Below are 13,609 nucleotides of genomic sequence, written 5' to 3' on the forward strand. Positions count from 1 at the left end.
GCATGATTGCCTCGATAACTTGCTATTGGCCGATAATTCAGGCAAATTGGCTGATCAATTAAATTTCGACTGACATTAGGCAGTATTGTTTTTGATGTCAAGCACACTGGCCTTATGGGATGTTATTCGAAGGGTTATGCGTCTCAAGCATTATTCCCTGCATACCGGGCGTACTTGCTGCGATTGGATCTGGCAGTTGGTCAAATTTCATCGAATGACGCAAAGACCATCCCTGTTTGACCATGCCACAGCCAGGACCGGGGCATTTCTGATGCACCTTGCAACGCAGCGCGGCATATTTTCACTCGTCCCAGCTAGGATTTCCGGGCTGAATGCATAATTTCACCGATCCGCTTGGCCTTTACCGTGGCCGATTTGCGCCATCGCCTTCCGGTCCGTTGCATTTTGGTTCGCTGGTGACGGCGGTGGGGAGCTTTCTTGAGGCAAAATCCCGTTGTGGGGAGTGGTTGGTCAGGATCGAGGATCTGGATACGCCGCGCGTCGTTGCGGGAGCGGCCGATGAGATATTGCGTACGCTCGAGGTTTTCGGCTTGCACTGGGATGGGGCGGTTGTTTATCAAAGCCAGTGCCATGACGCCTACCGGGATGCGCTGGAGCGGTTGCAGCGCGCGGGCTGGCTTTATCCCTGTGTATGTTCGCGTAAGCAAATAGCGCTTTCTGCCTTGACGGGGTGCGATGGGCCGGTTTATGCGGGTGCGTGCCGCCAGCGGCGGCTGGCGATGGCTGGCCCGCACGCCTCGCTGCGGGTGCGCACGCCTGACCGGATAGTGGAATACGGCGACAGGGTGCAAGGGCCTGTTCGGCTCAATCTTGAGCGCGAGATCGGTGATTTCGTCTTGCGCCGGGCGGACGGCATTTATGCCTATCAACTGGCTGTGGTGGTGGATGATGCCTGGCAGGGTGTGACCCATGTCGTGCGTGGGGCCGATTTGTTGTATTCCACTGCCCGGCAAATTTATTTGCAACAGCTGCTCGGCTATGACACCCCTGATTACCTGCATTTGCCGTTGGTGCTGGATGCGCAAGGCAAAAAACTGAGCAAACAAACCCGGGCAGAACCGGTTGTTCTGGACAATCCGCTGCCTTCACTGGTGGCTGCCCTGCGTTTTTTGGGACAGGATGTGCCCGAGAGTTTGTTGCAGGCTGATGTGGAGGTATTCTGGCAATGGGCGCTGGCAAATTGGAATCCGGACAGGATTCCTGAAGCCGGGCATGCCGGGGCGCGTGACCCGGATGAGGAATCCATGCTACGCTCACTTATCCAGGACAATTGATCATTAAAGGCTAAAGGAGTGTAGATGGCTTTCTTGCCATTGTATATACCAGGACACAAGCAACTGAAAATTGTGATCGCAGGCGGGGGCTATGCCGGCATTGCTGCCCTGACGACTTTGCGCCGCTATATGCCGGAGGCGGAAATCACGCTTATCGACCCGCGTGCCGATCATCTCAAGATTACGCATTTGCACGAGACCTTCCGCTATCCATTCTCGGATCTGCTGGTGCCGTTCTCGCAACTGGCGCAGCGTTTCAATTGCCGCCATGTTCAGGGCGAGCTCGCCATCGATGACGCGGTGCTGCAGCAATGGCAACAGAACCGTTGCATCGATATCGGCGAGCTGGCGCTGCCTTTTGACTATTTATTGATTGCGTCGGGCGCACAGAGTGCGCGCGTTGCTGCCAAGGAGACCGTCAACGTGTTCGATCTGGAAGACTTTGCGGCCTGTGCGGGTGCCGAGTTATTGGGCGGCTTGTTGGCGGCTGATGAGGGGCCGGCTTCCTGCATCTCTGTGATCGGTGGCGGTGCGACCGGTATTCAGTTTTTATTCGAAATTGCAGATTATTTACGCAGGCAGCGAAGCGGCCATACTCTGCGCCTGGTTGATGGAGGGGAGCGGGTATTGCGGCAGTTTCCCCAGGGTTTTGCCCGCTATGTCGAAACCCGTATGCTGGAGTTGGGTATAGAATTTTATCCGGAGATGCGTTTCTTGGCACAGCAGGCGGACAAGCTCCTGCTTGAAGAAAAAAATAGTGGCCGTACTCTTGAATTACCCTCTATTATGTCTTTGGTATTTGCCGGAAAAAAACCAGATAACCGGTTGGCGACCAACCTGTTCGGGCAGGTCGTGGTCGGCCATGCAACATTGGGGAATATTTTTGCCGCCGGCGATTGCGCTGTTTATCAATCGCTGGGTTCCAATGCGATGACTGCCCAGTCGGCGGTGCGCAAGGGGAAACTGGCAGCGCGCAATATTCTCCGGCATTCCGGTATGCTTAAAGTGCTTGAACCTTATTTGCATCGCGACATCGGCTATGTCGTCAGCTTGGGGTCAGCCGACGCAGTCGGTTGGCTGGCGTTAGAGAACAATGTGGTAACGGGTATGCCGGCACTGGTAATCAAGGAAATCGTCGAGGCACAATATGATTTATTGCTGTCTGGAGTCGACACTTACCTGATTTGAAATATTTAGCAGTATAAAAAGCCTGTAGGAGACCGTTTGATGTTCAATTTGTTCAACGATACCCCTGTAGTGGGTAAAGCCAGCACGGAGATCCTATGCCCAACCGAGGTGGTTTTTAGTTTTATCGGCAGTAATTTATTGACAAACTATCCCAGGTGGTCTCCGGAAGTCCGTGAACTGGAAAAATTGACGGAGGGTGCTGTCGAGCAAGGTTCCTTATTTCGGCAGGTGAGGGTTGATCAGGGAAATCGCTCGGAATCGACTTTCAAAGTAACCATTTTCAAGCCCGCCACGAGAATATGTTTCGAGGGCGTGTCCAATCCCTATCGTTGTGATTATGTTCTGGAAGTGATTGATCCAACCACCACGCGTATTTCGTTTACGTTCGAGCTGCTCAGTCTTGAACTGCACATGCGGCCTTTTGAGAAATTGATTCGTTTGGCCGTGCAGGATGGTACTGAGCGGACCGTGCGAAATATACGCAGGCTGGTTGAATCGGAGGCGGATTTGGCTGGCGCGCTGGTTTAAACGCCATAAAAAAATATAGCTTCAATTGATGGTAACTTCCAACAAGGTAGGCATCTGCCTATAGTTGGGGATAATTTGGAGAAAAATAATGGACTTTGTCGTCGAGAAGGATCCTGGGTTAATTCCGCAAGTATTGTCTAAAATTCTGGATGCAAGCGTCAATGGCATCACATTGGCTGATCCGGATCAAGAGGATCTGCCTTTGGTATATGCCAACAAGGCTTTTGAAACCATTACCGGGTATACCCAGGCTGAAACTATTGGGAAAAATTGCCGCTTTCTGCAAGGAACAGACCGGGATCAACCGGAACGTTTTCGTTTGAAGGCTGCCTTGGAGAACAAGGAGCCGATTGAGATTATCCTGAGAAATTACCGTAAAAACGGTGAGTTATTCTATAACCACTTGAATATCACGCCCTTGTTTGATTCAAGTGGCAGGTTGCTCTACTTTCTGGGTGTGCAATACGATGTGACTGAGCAACGCAAAGCCGAAGAGGAAATTGCGCGCTTGAAAGCAGAGCTGGCTGCATTGACTGGCAAAACGGCGTGACCCGCAGAAAACCCGATGCCAGCGTGCGGTGCGCTTGCGCATCATAACAGCGGTAATGGATTATGGCTGAGTGTAAGCTCATAGATTGCGCATCAGCGCAATGCCATGTGCGCCCTGTTCCTGGGCTGGGATGAGGTCGTCTGGCATCAAACCACCCAGGGCATAGACGGGCAGGGAATAACCGCGGATCAGTCTAGCCAGTTTGCGCCAGCCCAGCGTGGGCGCGTTCGGATGGCTGGGGGTGGGGCATACTGGGCTTACCGTCACGAAATCGATGCCAAGATTCTCGGCATGATAGAGCTCTTCTTCGTTATGACAGGAAGCCCCGCACCAGTCGACTTCGGGGCGGGTGTCCAAGGATAGCAATTGCGCAGAAGTTAAATGTACCCCATCCAGGCCTAATGCCTGGGCTATCGCAATATTGCTATTGATGAGTACCTTGACCTGGGTGCCTTGCGCAAGCTGCAACACTGCTTGGGCGTAACGCGTCAGCTGGCTATCGGTCAGGTGCTTTTCGCGAATCTGTAGCAGTTTGATGCCGTGTTGTAATGCTTGTTTAATCATGTGCAGCGAACGGGTTTCGCCGGTTTCGCTAGCATTTGTGATCGCATAAGTCGATGGCAGCATCAGGCCGCGCAGAATGGGTTGATTGGCTGGCAGCAAGGGTGAAACAGTAATGTTTTCGATGCTTTGCCAGGCAAGTTGCTGATGTTCGCGCGCGATGGGTTCGCCTTGCCATTCGGTGACCCGGTAAAACTGCAGGCGTACGGTCGCGTGTGGGTAGTTGAAGACCCGTGTGATCCATGGGAATGCCCGGTCGACAGTGATGCCCAGTTCTTCATATAATTCCCGCGACAGTGCCTGGAGGGGGGATTCATTGGCTTCGATTTTACCGCCGGGAAATTCCCAGTATCCGGCATAGGGCTTGCCAGAGGGTCTGCAGGCGAGCAAGAAGCTGTCATCTGGCCGCGATAGAATGGCGGCGACGACTTCAACCAGTGGTGGATTCGACATGGGGTTGCTATCAGGTTTTGGATGATTTAGCCAGTTGCGCCTGGCCCGCCCAGTCGCGCGCGAATTGCCAGGCGATTCTGCCGCTGCGCGAGCCTCGTGCCAATGCCCAGCGCAGCGCCGCTTGCCGGGCGCGGCCGGACATTCTATCAATACCATGATGGGTCAGCCAGAAGCGCACGATATTGAGATATTGCGCCTGATCGAATGGATAAAAAGACAGCCACAATCCAAAGCGCTCTGAGAGCGAGATTTTTTCTTCGGTGGATTCGCCAGGGCGAATTTCTCCAGCAATATGACGGGTTTCGAGATTTTCGTGCATGAATTCCGGCATTAAATGGCGGCGGTTGGATGTGGCATAGACCAGCACATTGTCGGATGCGGTGGCAATGGAGCCGTCCAGTATGACTTTGAGTACCTTATATCCGGGTTCATCGGCTTCGAATGACAGATCATCGCAATATAGAATAAACCGCTCTGGACGTTGCTCGATATGCTCGACGATGTCGGGCAAGTCGATTAGTCCTTGTTTATCCACTTCGATCAAGCGCAATCCCTGATCGGCGTAGCGGTTGAGTAATGCCTTGACCAGAGAGGATTTGCCAGTGCCTCGTGCCCCAGTCAACAAGACGTTGTTGGCGGGAAATCCTGCTACAAACTGTTGCGTATTCCGGTCCAGGCAATGTTTCTGTTCATCAATGTTCAGTAATGCTTCGAGCGTGATGGTATGCGGGTGTTGGACTGGTTGAATGAAACCCTGGTTTCCTCGTTTGCGCCAGCGAAAGGCGATGTGGCTTGCAAGCTCAGCAGCCGGTGTATGGGGCGCAAAAATTTCCTCGGCGCGCAGCAAGAGTTGGTCAAGGCGCTGCAAAAGTAAATCGATATCTTTCATGCTGAAATTAAGAGCGGTAATCGGCGTTGATTTTCACATAATTGTAAGACAGGTCGCATGTCCATAGTGTGCTGCCGGCTTGTCCTCGATTCAGAACTACGCGCATGGTGATTTCTGAAGCTTGCATGACACGCTGGCCATCTTCTTCGCGATAAGTGCTGGCCCGCCCGCCGTGTTCGGCGACCAGGACGTCCCCAAGATATAATTGTACGGCGGTGACATCGAGATCATCGATGCCGGCATAACCGATAGCAGCCAAAATCCGGCCCAGGTTGGGATCGGAAGCGAAACAGGCCGTTTTGACCAGAGGGGAATGTGCGATCGCATAGGCGACTTTATCGCATTCCTCGGCAGTCTTGCCTTGTTCGACATGGATGGTGATGAATTTGGTCGCACCTTCCCCGTCCCGGACGATCATTTGCGCAAGTGTGATGGCGATTTCTGTAATAGCCTGTTGCAGGATAGTAAAACCGGGGCTGGCCGATTCGGTGATGGGCGTGTGGCCAGCGCGGCCCGTCGCCATCAGGATCAAGGCGTCATTGGTAGAGGTATCGCCGTCTACGGTAATGCGGTTGAAGGAATGGTCGGCCGCATGGCGAACCAGGTCTTGCAGCAGGGATGGTGCAATGGCCGCATCGGTGGCGATATAGCCTAGCATGGTTGCCATGTTGGGATGAATCATGCCCGAGCCCTTGGCGATGCCTGTGATCGTGACAATATGCCCGTCAATTTCAATTTGGCGCGAGGCGGCTTTGGGAACCGTATCGGTGGTCATGATCGCCTGAGCGGCGGCAAACCAGTGAGTGGGTGCGAGGTTCGCTATTGCAGCAGGCAAGTTGGCCAGAATTTTTGCGACCGGCAATGGCTCCATGATGACCCCGGTCGAGAAGGGCAAAACTTGCCGGGGATCGCAATCGAGTAACTTGGCCAATGCGCTGCACGTGGCATGGGCATGGTCGATGCCTGTTTGTCCGGTACCGGCATTGGCGTTGCCGGTATTGACAATAAGTGCCTGGATTGCTGGGGTGCTTGCCAGATGCCGTTTGGCAACGGTGACAGGTGCGGCACAGAATTTATTCTGTGTGAACACGCCAGCCACTTGGCTATGTGCGGCGAGCCGTATGACCAGGAGATCCTTGCGGGCAGTATATTTGATGCCAGCTTCCGCTGTGCCGAGTGTGACGCCATCGACGGGCAGCAAGTGTTCGGGTGATAAAGGTGGAATGTTGACCGGCATAGAGACTAGGATGAAAAAATGGTTATCGTAACGTATCCTGAAGGAAATGGTGAGTTTACCTGCAAGCCGGCTATTGTTTGCGGCAATGGATGGAGGAGTTTACCTGGCGCCCTGGTACTTTGCTAGAATAACGGCTTTGAATAAAGCTGAGTTGTTGTTATGGAATCAACTTTTTTGGTAGACAATGTTTTTTTTATCATAGCAGCCATGCTGAGTGGTGGCATGCTGTTATGGCCGATGATTGCACGTAACAGTGCGCGCGAGATCGACGCGCAGCGCGCAGTCCGGTTGATTAATTACGAAGACGCGCTGGTGCTGGATGTCAGAGACGACAGCGAATACGCCAGTGGCCATCTCCCCGATGCCAAGCATATACCGGTTGAGAGCATCAAAGACCGCTGGAATGAATTGGAAAAATTCAAAGACAAGCCGGTCGTTATAATATTTACGCCCGGCTTGCGCGCAGGACAAGCCGGCACACTTCTGCGCAAGAATGGTTTTGCACGGGTCTTCAATCTTTCCGGTGGCATCGAGACCTGGCAACGGGAGAATCTGCCGGTGGTGAAAAAGTCTAAATAGGCAAGCAACCACGCAGCTTGCGTGGGTTTTGTCTGCCGTTCCCAGGCTGAATGATGCCTGATGCTGCGCACTCCCCGAGTATCGCTGTCAATCTTTTTACTAACAAACAAACATGATGCCCAAAGTTGTAATGTATGTATCCGGTTTTTGTCCTTATTGTACGATGGCTGAAAAATTGTTGCGTACCCGAGGTGTGGAAGAAATCGATAAAATCAGAGTGGATTTGCACCCGGAACAGCGGGTGGAAATGGTCAATAAGACGGGTCGTCGAACGGTTCCGCAGATTTTTATTGGGCAAACCCATGTCGGAGGCTATGATGATTTGGCGCAATTGGATCGTCAGGGCGAAGTGGCTAAATTATTGGCTGGTTGAACGCAATCGGCCATCTACATCCATTAATGTTTTAAAATTCTGATAATCGTTATTTAACTGGAACCCGCCATGACTGAACAGCAGCAGCCTGTTTTTGTGATTGAAAAAATCTATGTTAAGGATCTTTCGCTGGAGATTCCAAACGCCCCGCATATTTTCCTGGACAGGGAAGCTCCGGAAGTCAATTTGCAATTGGCTACCAAGGATGCCGTCATCGATGGCGATATTCATGAAGTGGTCCTGACCGCAACTGTGACGGCCCGCCTCAAAGAGAAAGACAAGGTCATGTTTCTGGTGGAAGTCCATCAAGCGGGCATTTTCCGGATTCGCAATGTGCCCGGCGATGATATTGAGCCTGTTCTTGGTATTCTGTGCCCGAATATATTATTCCCCTATTTGCGCGAGACCGTGTCGGATGTCGTGACGCGTGCAGGGTTCCCTGCCGTCATCCTGAATCCAGTCAATTTTGAGGCTGTTTATCAACAGAAAAAACAGCAGCAACAGGCTGATTCACCAGCCGCTAGCCCGGATTCTGCAGATAGCGGTACCAAGCATTGATTCATGAAACACTTGCCGTTGTTGGTTAAGCGTTCAGTTGGGGCATTTGCCCCGCTTTATGTGTCATTGGCGCTTCTGCTGCTGGCGTTTGCCGGTCAAGCTGTCGCGGCAGATCAGGCTGGAAGTGAATTCCTTTCAATTGCAAACCCCGCTGCCATTCTTTACGATGCACCTTCACGCAGTGCAGAGAAATTGTATGTGGCGAGTGTCAATCTGCCGGTGGAGGTGGTGGTAAAGGTGGAGGGATGGGCCAAGGTACGAGACAGTAATGGCTATTTGGCCTGGGCGGAAAGCAAGAATTTGAGTGCGAAGCGTTTTGTGATTGTCAATGTGCCGATCGCCGGGGTTTATCCTGCTGCCGATTTGACTTCGCCAATGCGCTTTCAGGCACAACAGGGTGTTGTGCTGGAGTGGGTGGAAGATGTTCCCAATGGCTGGACAAAAGTGCGCCATCAGGACGGTCAGGCTGGGTATATCAGAAACGACCAAATTTGGGGTGTATGAAAATTCTGGTTCTGGGTGCGGGCGCCTGGGGTACAGCGCTGGCACTGCATTTATCCACTTGTCATCAGGTTGCGTTGTGGACACATAGTTCCGAGCACCTGGCAGAAATGGTTGCGCAGGGCGAGAACCGGCGCTATTTGCCCGGACTGCACTTGCCTGCTGCCATGCAATTGACGACGGAGCTTGAAGCAGCACTGACGCAGGCGGAATTGATTTTTGTCGTGGTGCCAGTGGCAGGACTGCGGGCAACGTTAGAGAAAATTGCAGCACTGAACAACTTGTTGCCGCTTGTGCTGGGCTGCAAGGGATTCGAGGCAGGCTCAGCAAAACTGCCGCACCAGGTTGTGCAGGAGGTCTATTCAGCGGACGTCACCTGTGGCGTGCTGTCAGGTCCAAGTTTCGCGCAGGAAGTCGCGCAGGGGTTGCCTGCTGCATTGACCTTGGCTTCGCAGGATGACGAATTTGCTAGAACTGTTGCCAGCGAAATTCACACCGCCTGCTTGCGGGTCTATTCCAGTAGTGATGTGATTGGCGTGGAAACCGGCGGTGCGCTCAAGAATGTGATTGCGATCGCTGCGGGCATTTCAGACGGGATGGCATTTGGCAATAATGCGCGCGCAGCACTTATTACGCGCGGGCTGGCGGAGATCACTCGACTGGGCGTGGCGATGGGTGGACGCAAGGAAACCTTTATGGGGTTGACTGGTGTCGGGGATCTGATTCTCACCTGTACGGGTGATTTGTCCAGAAATCGTCAAGTTGGCATGCTGCTGGCTACCGGCCAGCCGTTGGCGGAGATTTTGCCCAAGATCGGTCATGTGACCGAGGGTGTGTACACGGTTCGGGAGGCCTATGGCCTGGGGCGGCAGTTGGGTATCGAAATGCCCATTACGCGGGCGGTTTACGATATTCTGTATGAAGGTGTCTCGGTTCAGGATGCAATCAGGGAGATGCTTGACAGGGAGCCCGGACCCGAAGCAGGCTAGGAGGCTGTCCGAGAGACTGATCTACTGCGGACGAGCCTGATTGGCCGGATTTTACGATCCTTTTCGTTAAATAGAACGACTATTCGCCTCAAATGATCGAAAAATCCAACTCAACCTGCCTCGCCCTCGCTACGATCGCTATTCTCGGACAGCCTCCTAGTCTGGAATGGTATTGCCTCGCGTTCAAAGTGGAGCAGCGAAAGCAGTTAAAAAAACCACAGTTTTTGGGTTTATCACTTGACCCGCGTAGAATGGCTTGATATAAGGGCGTCTACAGTGCCTTCTGTGCTGTATGATTGAATTTACCGGCAACCTAACAAAGCAAAACAAAGGGGAATTATATGAATAAATCTGATCTCATCGATGCTATTGCCCAGTCCGCCAATATTACCAAGGCTGAGGCGGGTGACGCGCTGGATGGTGCGTTGTCTGCCATCAAGGATGCGCTTAGCAGGAATGACAGCGTGACCCTGGTAGGTTTTGGAACTTTCAAGGTTGGAGAGCGAGCCGCGCGTACTGGTCGCAATCCACGCACTGGTGAGGAAATTAAAATTGAAGCGGCCAAGGTGCCTAAATTTATTGCTGGTAAAGCGTTAAAGGATGCTGTAAACTAGCGCCCGTTGTACATTGCAGCACCAACAAGAAATACCGAGCGGGGTGCTTAGCTCAGCTGGTAGAGCGTCGCCCTTACAAGGCGAATGTCGGCGGTTCGATCCCGTCAGCACCCACCACATTTATATGGTATAATTCTTGTTATTAATGCTGAGAAATTAGATATCTCCAGTCTAGTTTGTAATTGTTGAACAACCAGGAGTGGTAGTTCAGTTGGTTAGAATACCGGCCTGTCACGCCGGGGGTCGCGGGTTCGAGTCCCGTCCACTCCGCCATATCTGCTGATCATAGGTAAGCATACGGATTTGTATGATTTACACCTGTCGCTTTTCCCATCTCTCTTTTTTTTCGGATAATCGCTGTGTTTGATTTTGTCAATCGAAGAAAAACGATCGTTCAGATCGTGTTGCTCATTGCTGTCCTGCCATTTATGTTTTGGGGCGTTCAGTCCTATCGGAGTGAGAGTGATACGGTTTATGTTGCAGTCGTCGACGGCGAGGAAATCAGCCGCAGAGAATATGAACAGGCGTTGCGCAATCAGCAGGAAAATCTGAGGAATATGCTCGGGGAAGATTTTGATATCAAGCTGATGGATGATCCCGAAATGCGGCGCGCTGTCCTGGAAAACTTGATACAGAAAAAAATATTGCGGCACGAAGCTGGAAATGTCGGATTGACCGTGCTGGACTCGCGTCTGGCCGCTGAAATACAGAATATTGCTTTTTTCCAGGAAGAGGGGAAGTTTTCCTATCAGCGCTACCAGGACTTACTGCAACGCCAGGGCATGACACCCGCGATATTTGAAGCGCGCTTGGTGAACGAGATCATGGAGCAACAGTTGCTGGAAGGCATTACCAGAAGCGTTGTTGTGCCGGAGATTATCGCCAGGAATGTACTGTCTCTGAGTGAGACGCAATACGAGATTAACCGGATTTTAATCAGTCCTGAGCAATATGTGGCACAAGCTGAGCCGGATGAAGCCGCGATACAGGACTATTATGAGAGTCATTACCGGGATTTCATGTTGCCAGAGCGGGTCCGGGTAGAGTATATCGTGCTGTCACTCGAGGAATTGGCGCAACAGGAGCAGGTTTCCGAACAGGCAATCCAGGCATATTTCGAAGAGCACCGGGCCGAATTTGAGCAACCCGAAGAGCGGCGAGCCAGCCATATTTTATTTACCGTGCCTGCGGATGCAAGCGAAGAGGAAAAGGCTGCGGTCAGGACCCAGGCAGAGCAGGTTCTGGATCAGGTTCAGCAAGATCCTGACCAGCTGCCGGCGCTGGCAGCGGAACTCTCGCAAGATCCGGGTTCGGCAAAAATGGGCGGGGATCTCGGCTTCTTTTCCCGCGGGTTGATGGTCAAAGCTTTTGAAGATGAAGTGTTTCAAATGGAGCTTGATGAAATACGCGGCTTGGTGGAAACGCCATTCGGGTTTCATATCGTCAAGCTGACTGCGATCAGGGAAGCAGATATCGCCGATTTCGAGGATATTAGGGATCACGTCGAGCAGCAACTGAAATATCAGAAGGTGGCAGATAGATTTGGTGAATCGGCCGAAGATTTCAGTAATATTGTGTATGAGCAAAGCGATACCCTGCAACTGGCGGCCGAGATGTTCAATTTGCCAATTCAACAAAGTGGCTGGCTGGATCGGAAATCCAAGGAACCCGAGCTAATTGCCAATGAGCGCATGCTGCAGGCCATTTTTTCCGAGAATGCCATTCGCGATCGCCTCAATACCGAGGCGGTGGAAGTCAAGGCAGATACAATCGTGGCAGCCAGAGTGCTCGAACATCGTCCTACCAGTGCACAATCAATTGAATTGGTTAGGGAGCAAATTATCGCCCGTTTGCAGGCACAACTGGCAGCAGAGATTGCAGAGAAAGAGGGAAGCGAGCAGCTTGCGCGCCTTCAATCGGGAGAGACCGATGAGACGATGGACTGGGGGGAATCAGTCAGGGTCTCGTATGCACAGATGCAGGGAGTGGATGTGGAAACGCTGCGTTTACTGGCTCAGACTGAATCAAGTCAATTGCCTGCCTATACCGGAGCACCTGCCAAGCACGGCGGGTTTGATTTGATCAGAATCAATCAAGTCATTGCTGCACCTACAAGCGAGCATGATGCTTCTAAGTACGATGCTTTTCTGAAACAATTGCAACAAGTGCGTGGCCAGGAAGAGTTAATGGCCTACCTGAATGGACTCAGGCTGCGCTATGACGTCAAGATAAGAGAAGAGAGTTTCTAACCAGTCAGAACTTGCCCAAATCGTCCAGCATTGCCCATTGCTTTGCTGGATCGCTTCTTCTGTGGCAGCAGGACATGCGTGGCAAAGATCAGGGGTCCAAATCAAATGCCACGGTATTGAATCCTGCGTCCACGTAGGTGATTTCTCCCGTTATTCCGCTTGCCAGATCGCTGCAAAGAAAAGCAGCTGCGTTGCCAACCTCTTCGATAGTCACATTCTTCCGCAAAGGTGCGACTTTCTCCGCGTAACCCAGCAATTTGCCGAAATTACCTATGCCTGAGGCAGCCAATGTCTTGATCGGCCCTGCCGAAATGGCATTCACCCGGATGTTTTGCTTGCCCAGGCTCGAAGCCATGAAACGCACATTGGCTTCCAGGCTGGCCTTGGCCAATCCCATTACATTGTAACTTGGCATTACGCGCACAGCACCCAGGTAACTAAGCGTCAGCAAGGCGGCTTGCCTGCCTTGCATCAGCGGCAATCCAGCCTTGGCAAGCGCTGCAAAACTATATGAACTGACATCATGCGCGATACGGAAAGCTTCGCGGTTGATGCTTTCCAGGTAATCGCCCGCCAACGATTCGCGTGGAGCGAATGCGATAGAATGAACGATGCCGTCCAACCCTTCCCACTGATGGGCGAGTGCTTCAAAACACTGGCTTATTTCCTCATCCTTGCTGACATCACAACGAAACAGTAGATTACTGTCGAAATTTGCTGCCAGCTTTGCCACGCGATCACGAAAATCCTCCGATTGATAAGTGAAGGCGAGTTGGGCACCTTCGCGCCGCATTGCCTTTGCAATGCCGTAGGCGATAGAGCGGTTGCTCAATAGGCCGGTAATTAGAATATTTTTGTTGGCGAGAAACCCCATAGTTGTACTCCTTATCTTTAATTTTGCACAGCCGTGATTATAACGCAAGAACATTTGTGCAGCCGGTAGGAGGGGGACAATGTCTTTGACTTATCCTGCGATTGTTCTTACCCCAACTTCGCAGCTTTTCCCCCCAAAACCACCCAAAATCCCCTATTTCCGCACTGAATC

Annotated in this window: 16 protein-coding genes and 2 tRNA genes; 14 read left to right on the top strand and 4 right to left on the bottom strand. The window is 52.1% G+C overall.

The features are described from left to right. The first annotated feature begins 332 nt into the window (after positions 1–332). From gluQRS to ABTW62_RS12350, 4 genes are all read left to right on the top strand, one after another. Positions 333–1,295, top strand: a complete 963-nt coding sequence (gene gluQRS / locus ABTW62_RS12335; protein WP_430904879.1) for a tRNA glutamyl-Q(34) synthetase GluQRS — start codon at positions 333–335, stop codon at positions 1,293–1,295. A 24-nt stretch (positions 1,296–1,319) separates the two neighbouring features. Then, positions 1,320–2,483, top strand: a complete 1,164-nt coding sequence (locus ABTW62_RS12340) for an NAD(P)/FAD-dependent oxidoreductase (protein WP_430904880.1) — start codon at positions 1,320–1,322, stop codon at positions 2,481–2,483. A 39-nt stretch (positions 2,484–2,522) separates the two neighbouring features. Next, positions 2,523–3,011, top strand: a complete 489-nt coding sequence (locus ABTW62_RS12345; protein WP_430904881.1) for an SRPBCC family protein — start codon at positions 2,523–2,525, stop codon at positions 3,009–3,011. 88 nt (positions 3,012–3,099) lie between these two features. After that, a complete protein-coding gene (locus tag ABTW62_RS12350; protein ID WP_430904882.1) occupies positions 3,100–3,561 on the top strand; it encodes a PAS domain-containing protein in 462 nt (153 codons plus the stop codon). 78 nt (positions 3,562–3,639) lie between these two features. Here ABTW62_RS12350 and ABTW62_RS12355 read toward each other — a convergent pair whose 3' ends face one another. Genes ABTW62_RS12355 through argJ form a run of 3 tightly spaced genes read right to left on the bottom strand, consistent with a single transcriptional unit; the run spans position 3,640 to position 6,701 of the window. Further along, positions 3,640–4,575, bottom strand: a complete 936-nt coding sequence (locus ABTW62_RS12355) for a Nudix family hydrolase (protein WP_430904883.1) — start codon at positions 4,573–4,575, stop codon at positions 3,640–3,642. Between the two features lie 10 nt (positions 4,576–4,585). Next, the gene (locus ABTW62_RS12360) at positions 4,586–5,464 is read right to left on the bottom strand and encodes an ATP-binding protein (RefSeq protein ID WP_430904884.1); all 879 of its coding nucleotides are present in this window, start codon (positions 5,462–5,464) and stop codon (positions 4,586–4,588) included. A gap of 7 nt (positions 5,465–5,471) precedes the next feature. Beyond that, positions 5,472–6,701 carry a bifunctional glutamate N-acetyltransferase/amino-acid acetyltransferase ArgJ gene (argJ, locus tag ABTW62_RS12365; protein WP_430904885.1) on the bottom strand — a complete coding sequence of 410 codons (1,230 nt, stop codon included), beginning with the start codon at positions 6,699–6,701 and terminating at the stop codon, positions 5,472–5,474. 159 nt (positions 6,702–6,860) lie between these two features. Between argJ and ABTW62_RS12370 the strand changes: the two genes are divergently transcribed. The 10 genes from ABTW62_RS12370 (at position 6,861) to ABTW62_RS12415 (ending at position 12,564) form a co-directional block, all read left to right on the top strand. Continuing rightward, on the top strand, positions 6,861–7,280 hold the full coding sequence (locus ABTW62_RS12370) for a rhodanese-like domain-containing protein (protein ID WP_430904886.1): 420 nt from the start codon (positions 6,861–6,863) through the stop codon (positions 7,278–7,280). Positions 7,281–7,395: 115 nt separating this feature from the next. Continuing rightward, a complete protein-coding gene (gene grxC / locus ABTW62_RS12375; protein WP_430904893.1) occupies positions 7,396–7,653 on the top strand; it encodes a glutaredoxin 3 in 258 nt (85 codons plus the stop codon). A 69-nt stretch (positions 7,654–7,722) separates the two neighbouring features. After that, complete coding sequence (secB, locus tag ABTW62_RS12380; RefSeq protein WP_430904887.1) at positions 7,723–8,211, top strand: protein-export chaperone SecB; 489 nt, start codon at positions 7,723–7,725, stop codon at positions 8,209–8,211. Between the two features lie 3 nt (positions 8,212–8,214). Then, complete coding sequence (locus tag ABTW62_RS12385) at positions 8,215–8,715, top strand: SH3 domain-containing protein (RefSeq protein ID WP_430904888.1); 501 nt, start codon at positions 8,215–8,217, stop codon at positions 8,713–8,715. Further along, positions 8,712–9,701 carry an NAD(P)H-dependent glycerol-3-phosphate dehydrogenase gene (locus ABTW62_RS12390; RefSeq protein WP_430904889.1) on the top strand — a complete coding sequence of 330 codons (990 nt, stop codon included), beginning with the start codon at positions 8,712–8,714 and terminating at the stop codon, positions 9,699–9,701. The genes ABTW62_RS12385 and ABTW62_RS12390 overlap by 4 nt, the downstream gene beginning before the upstream one ends. Before the next feature lie 92 nt (positions 9,702–9,793). Continuing rightward, positions 9,794–9,961, top strand: coding sequence for a hypothetical protein (locus ABTW62_RS12395; protein ID WP_430904890.1), 168 nt, complete (start codon positions 9,794–9,796; stop codon positions 9,959–9,961). A gap of 81 nt (positions 9,962–10,042) precedes the next feature. Next, positions 10,043–10,315: an HU family DNA-binding protein gene (locus ABTW62_RS12400; protein WP_090412787.1), complete on the top strand. Its 273-nt coding sequence runs from the start codon at positions 10,043–10,045 to the stop codon at positions 10,313–10,315. A gap of 41 nt (positions 10,316–10,356) precedes the next feature. Next, positions 10,357–10,432: transfer RNA gene (locus tag ABTW62_RS12405), tRNA-Val, on the top strand. Positions 10,433–10,511: 79 nt separating this feature from the next. Beyond that, a tRNA-Asp gene (locus tag ABTW62_RS12410) sits at positions 10,512–10,588 on the top strand. An 86-nt stretch (positions 10,589–10,674) separates the two neighbouring features. Next, positions 10,675–12,564 carry a SurA N-terminal domain-containing protein gene (locus ABTW62_RS12415; RefSeq protein WP_430904891.1) on the top strand — a complete coding sequence of 630 codons (1,890 nt, stop codon included), beginning with the start codon at positions 10,675–10,677 and terminating at the stop codon, positions 12,562–12,564. An 88-nt stretch (positions 12,565–12,652) separates the two neighbouring features. Here the strand turns inward: ABTW62_RS12415 and ABTW62_RS12420 are convergent, their stop codons facing one another. Next, the gene (locus ABTW62_RS12420; RefSeq protein WP_430904892.1) at positions 12,653–13,438 is read right to left on the bottom strand and encodes an enoyl-ACP reductase FabI; all 786 of its coding nucleotides are present in this window, start codon (positions 13,436–13,438) and stop codon (positions 12,653–12,655) included. Between the last annotated feature and the right edge of the window lie 171 nt (positions 13,439–13,609).

It is taken from the genome of Nitrosomonas sp. ANs5, assembly GCF_050584665.1.
In the GTDB taxonomy this organism is placed as follows: Bacteria; Pseudomonadota; Gammaproteobacteria; order Burkholderiales; family Nitrosomonadaceae; genus Nitrosomonas.

Coding starts and splice junctions, on each gene's coding strand:
- gluQRS (WP_430904879.1), top strand. CDS start 333: ATGCATAATTTCACCGATCCGCTTGGCCTTTACCGTGGCCGATTTGCG.
- ABTW62_RS12340 (WP_430904880.1), top strand. CDS start 1,320: ATGGCTTTCTTGCCATTGTATATACCAGGACACAAGCAACTGAAAATT.
- ABTW62_RS12345 (WP_430904881.1), top strand. CDS start 2,523: ATGTTCAATTTGTTCAACGATACCCCTGTAGTGGGTAAAGCCAGCACG.
- ABTW62_RS12350 (WP_430904882.1), top strand. CDS start 3,100: ATGGACTTTGTCGTCGAGAAGGATCCTGGGTTAATTCCGCAAGTATTG.
- ABTW62_RS12355 (WP_430904883.1), bottom strand. CDS start 4,575: ATGTCGAATCCACCACTGGTTGAAGTCGTCGCCGCCATTCTATCGCGG.
- ABTW62_RS12360 (WP_430904884.1), bottom strand. CDS start 5,464: ATGAAAGATATCGATTTACTTTTGCAGCGCCTTGACCAACTCTTGCTG.
- argJ (WP_430904885.1), bottom strand. CDS start 6,701: ATGCCGGTCAACATTCCACCTTTATCACCCGAACACTTGCTGCCCGTC.
- ABTW62_RS12370 (WP_430904886.1), top strand. CDS start 6,861: ATGGAATCAACTTTTTTGGTAGACAATGTTTTTTTTATCATAGCAGCC.
- grxC (WP_430904893.1), top strand. CDS start 7,396: ATGCCCAAAGTTGTAATGTATGTATCCGGTTTTTGTCCTTATTGTACG.
- secB (WP_430904887.1), top strand. CDS start 7,723: ATGACTGAACAGCAGCAGCCTGTTTTTGTGATTGAAAAAATCTATGTT.
- ABTW62_RS12385 (WP_430904888.1), top strand. CDS start 8,215: ATGAAACACTTGCCGTTGTTGGTTAAGCGTTCAGTTGGGGCATTTGCC.
- ABTW62_RS12390 (WP_430904889.1), top strand. CDS start 8,712: ATGAAAATTCTGGTTCTGGGTGCGGGCGCCTGGGGTACAGCGCTGGCA.
- ABTW62_RS12395 (WP_430904890.1), top strand. CDS start 9,794: ATGATCGAAAAATCCAACTCAACCTGCCTCGCCCTCGCTACGATCGCT.
- ABTW62_RS12400 (WP_090412787.1), top strand. CDS start 10,043: ATGAATAAATCTGATCTCATCGATGCTATTGCCCAGTCCGCCAATATT.
- ABTW62_RS12420 (WP_430904892.1), bottom strand. CDS start 13,438: ATGGGGTTTCTCGCCAACAAAAATATTCTAATTACCGGCCTATTGAGC.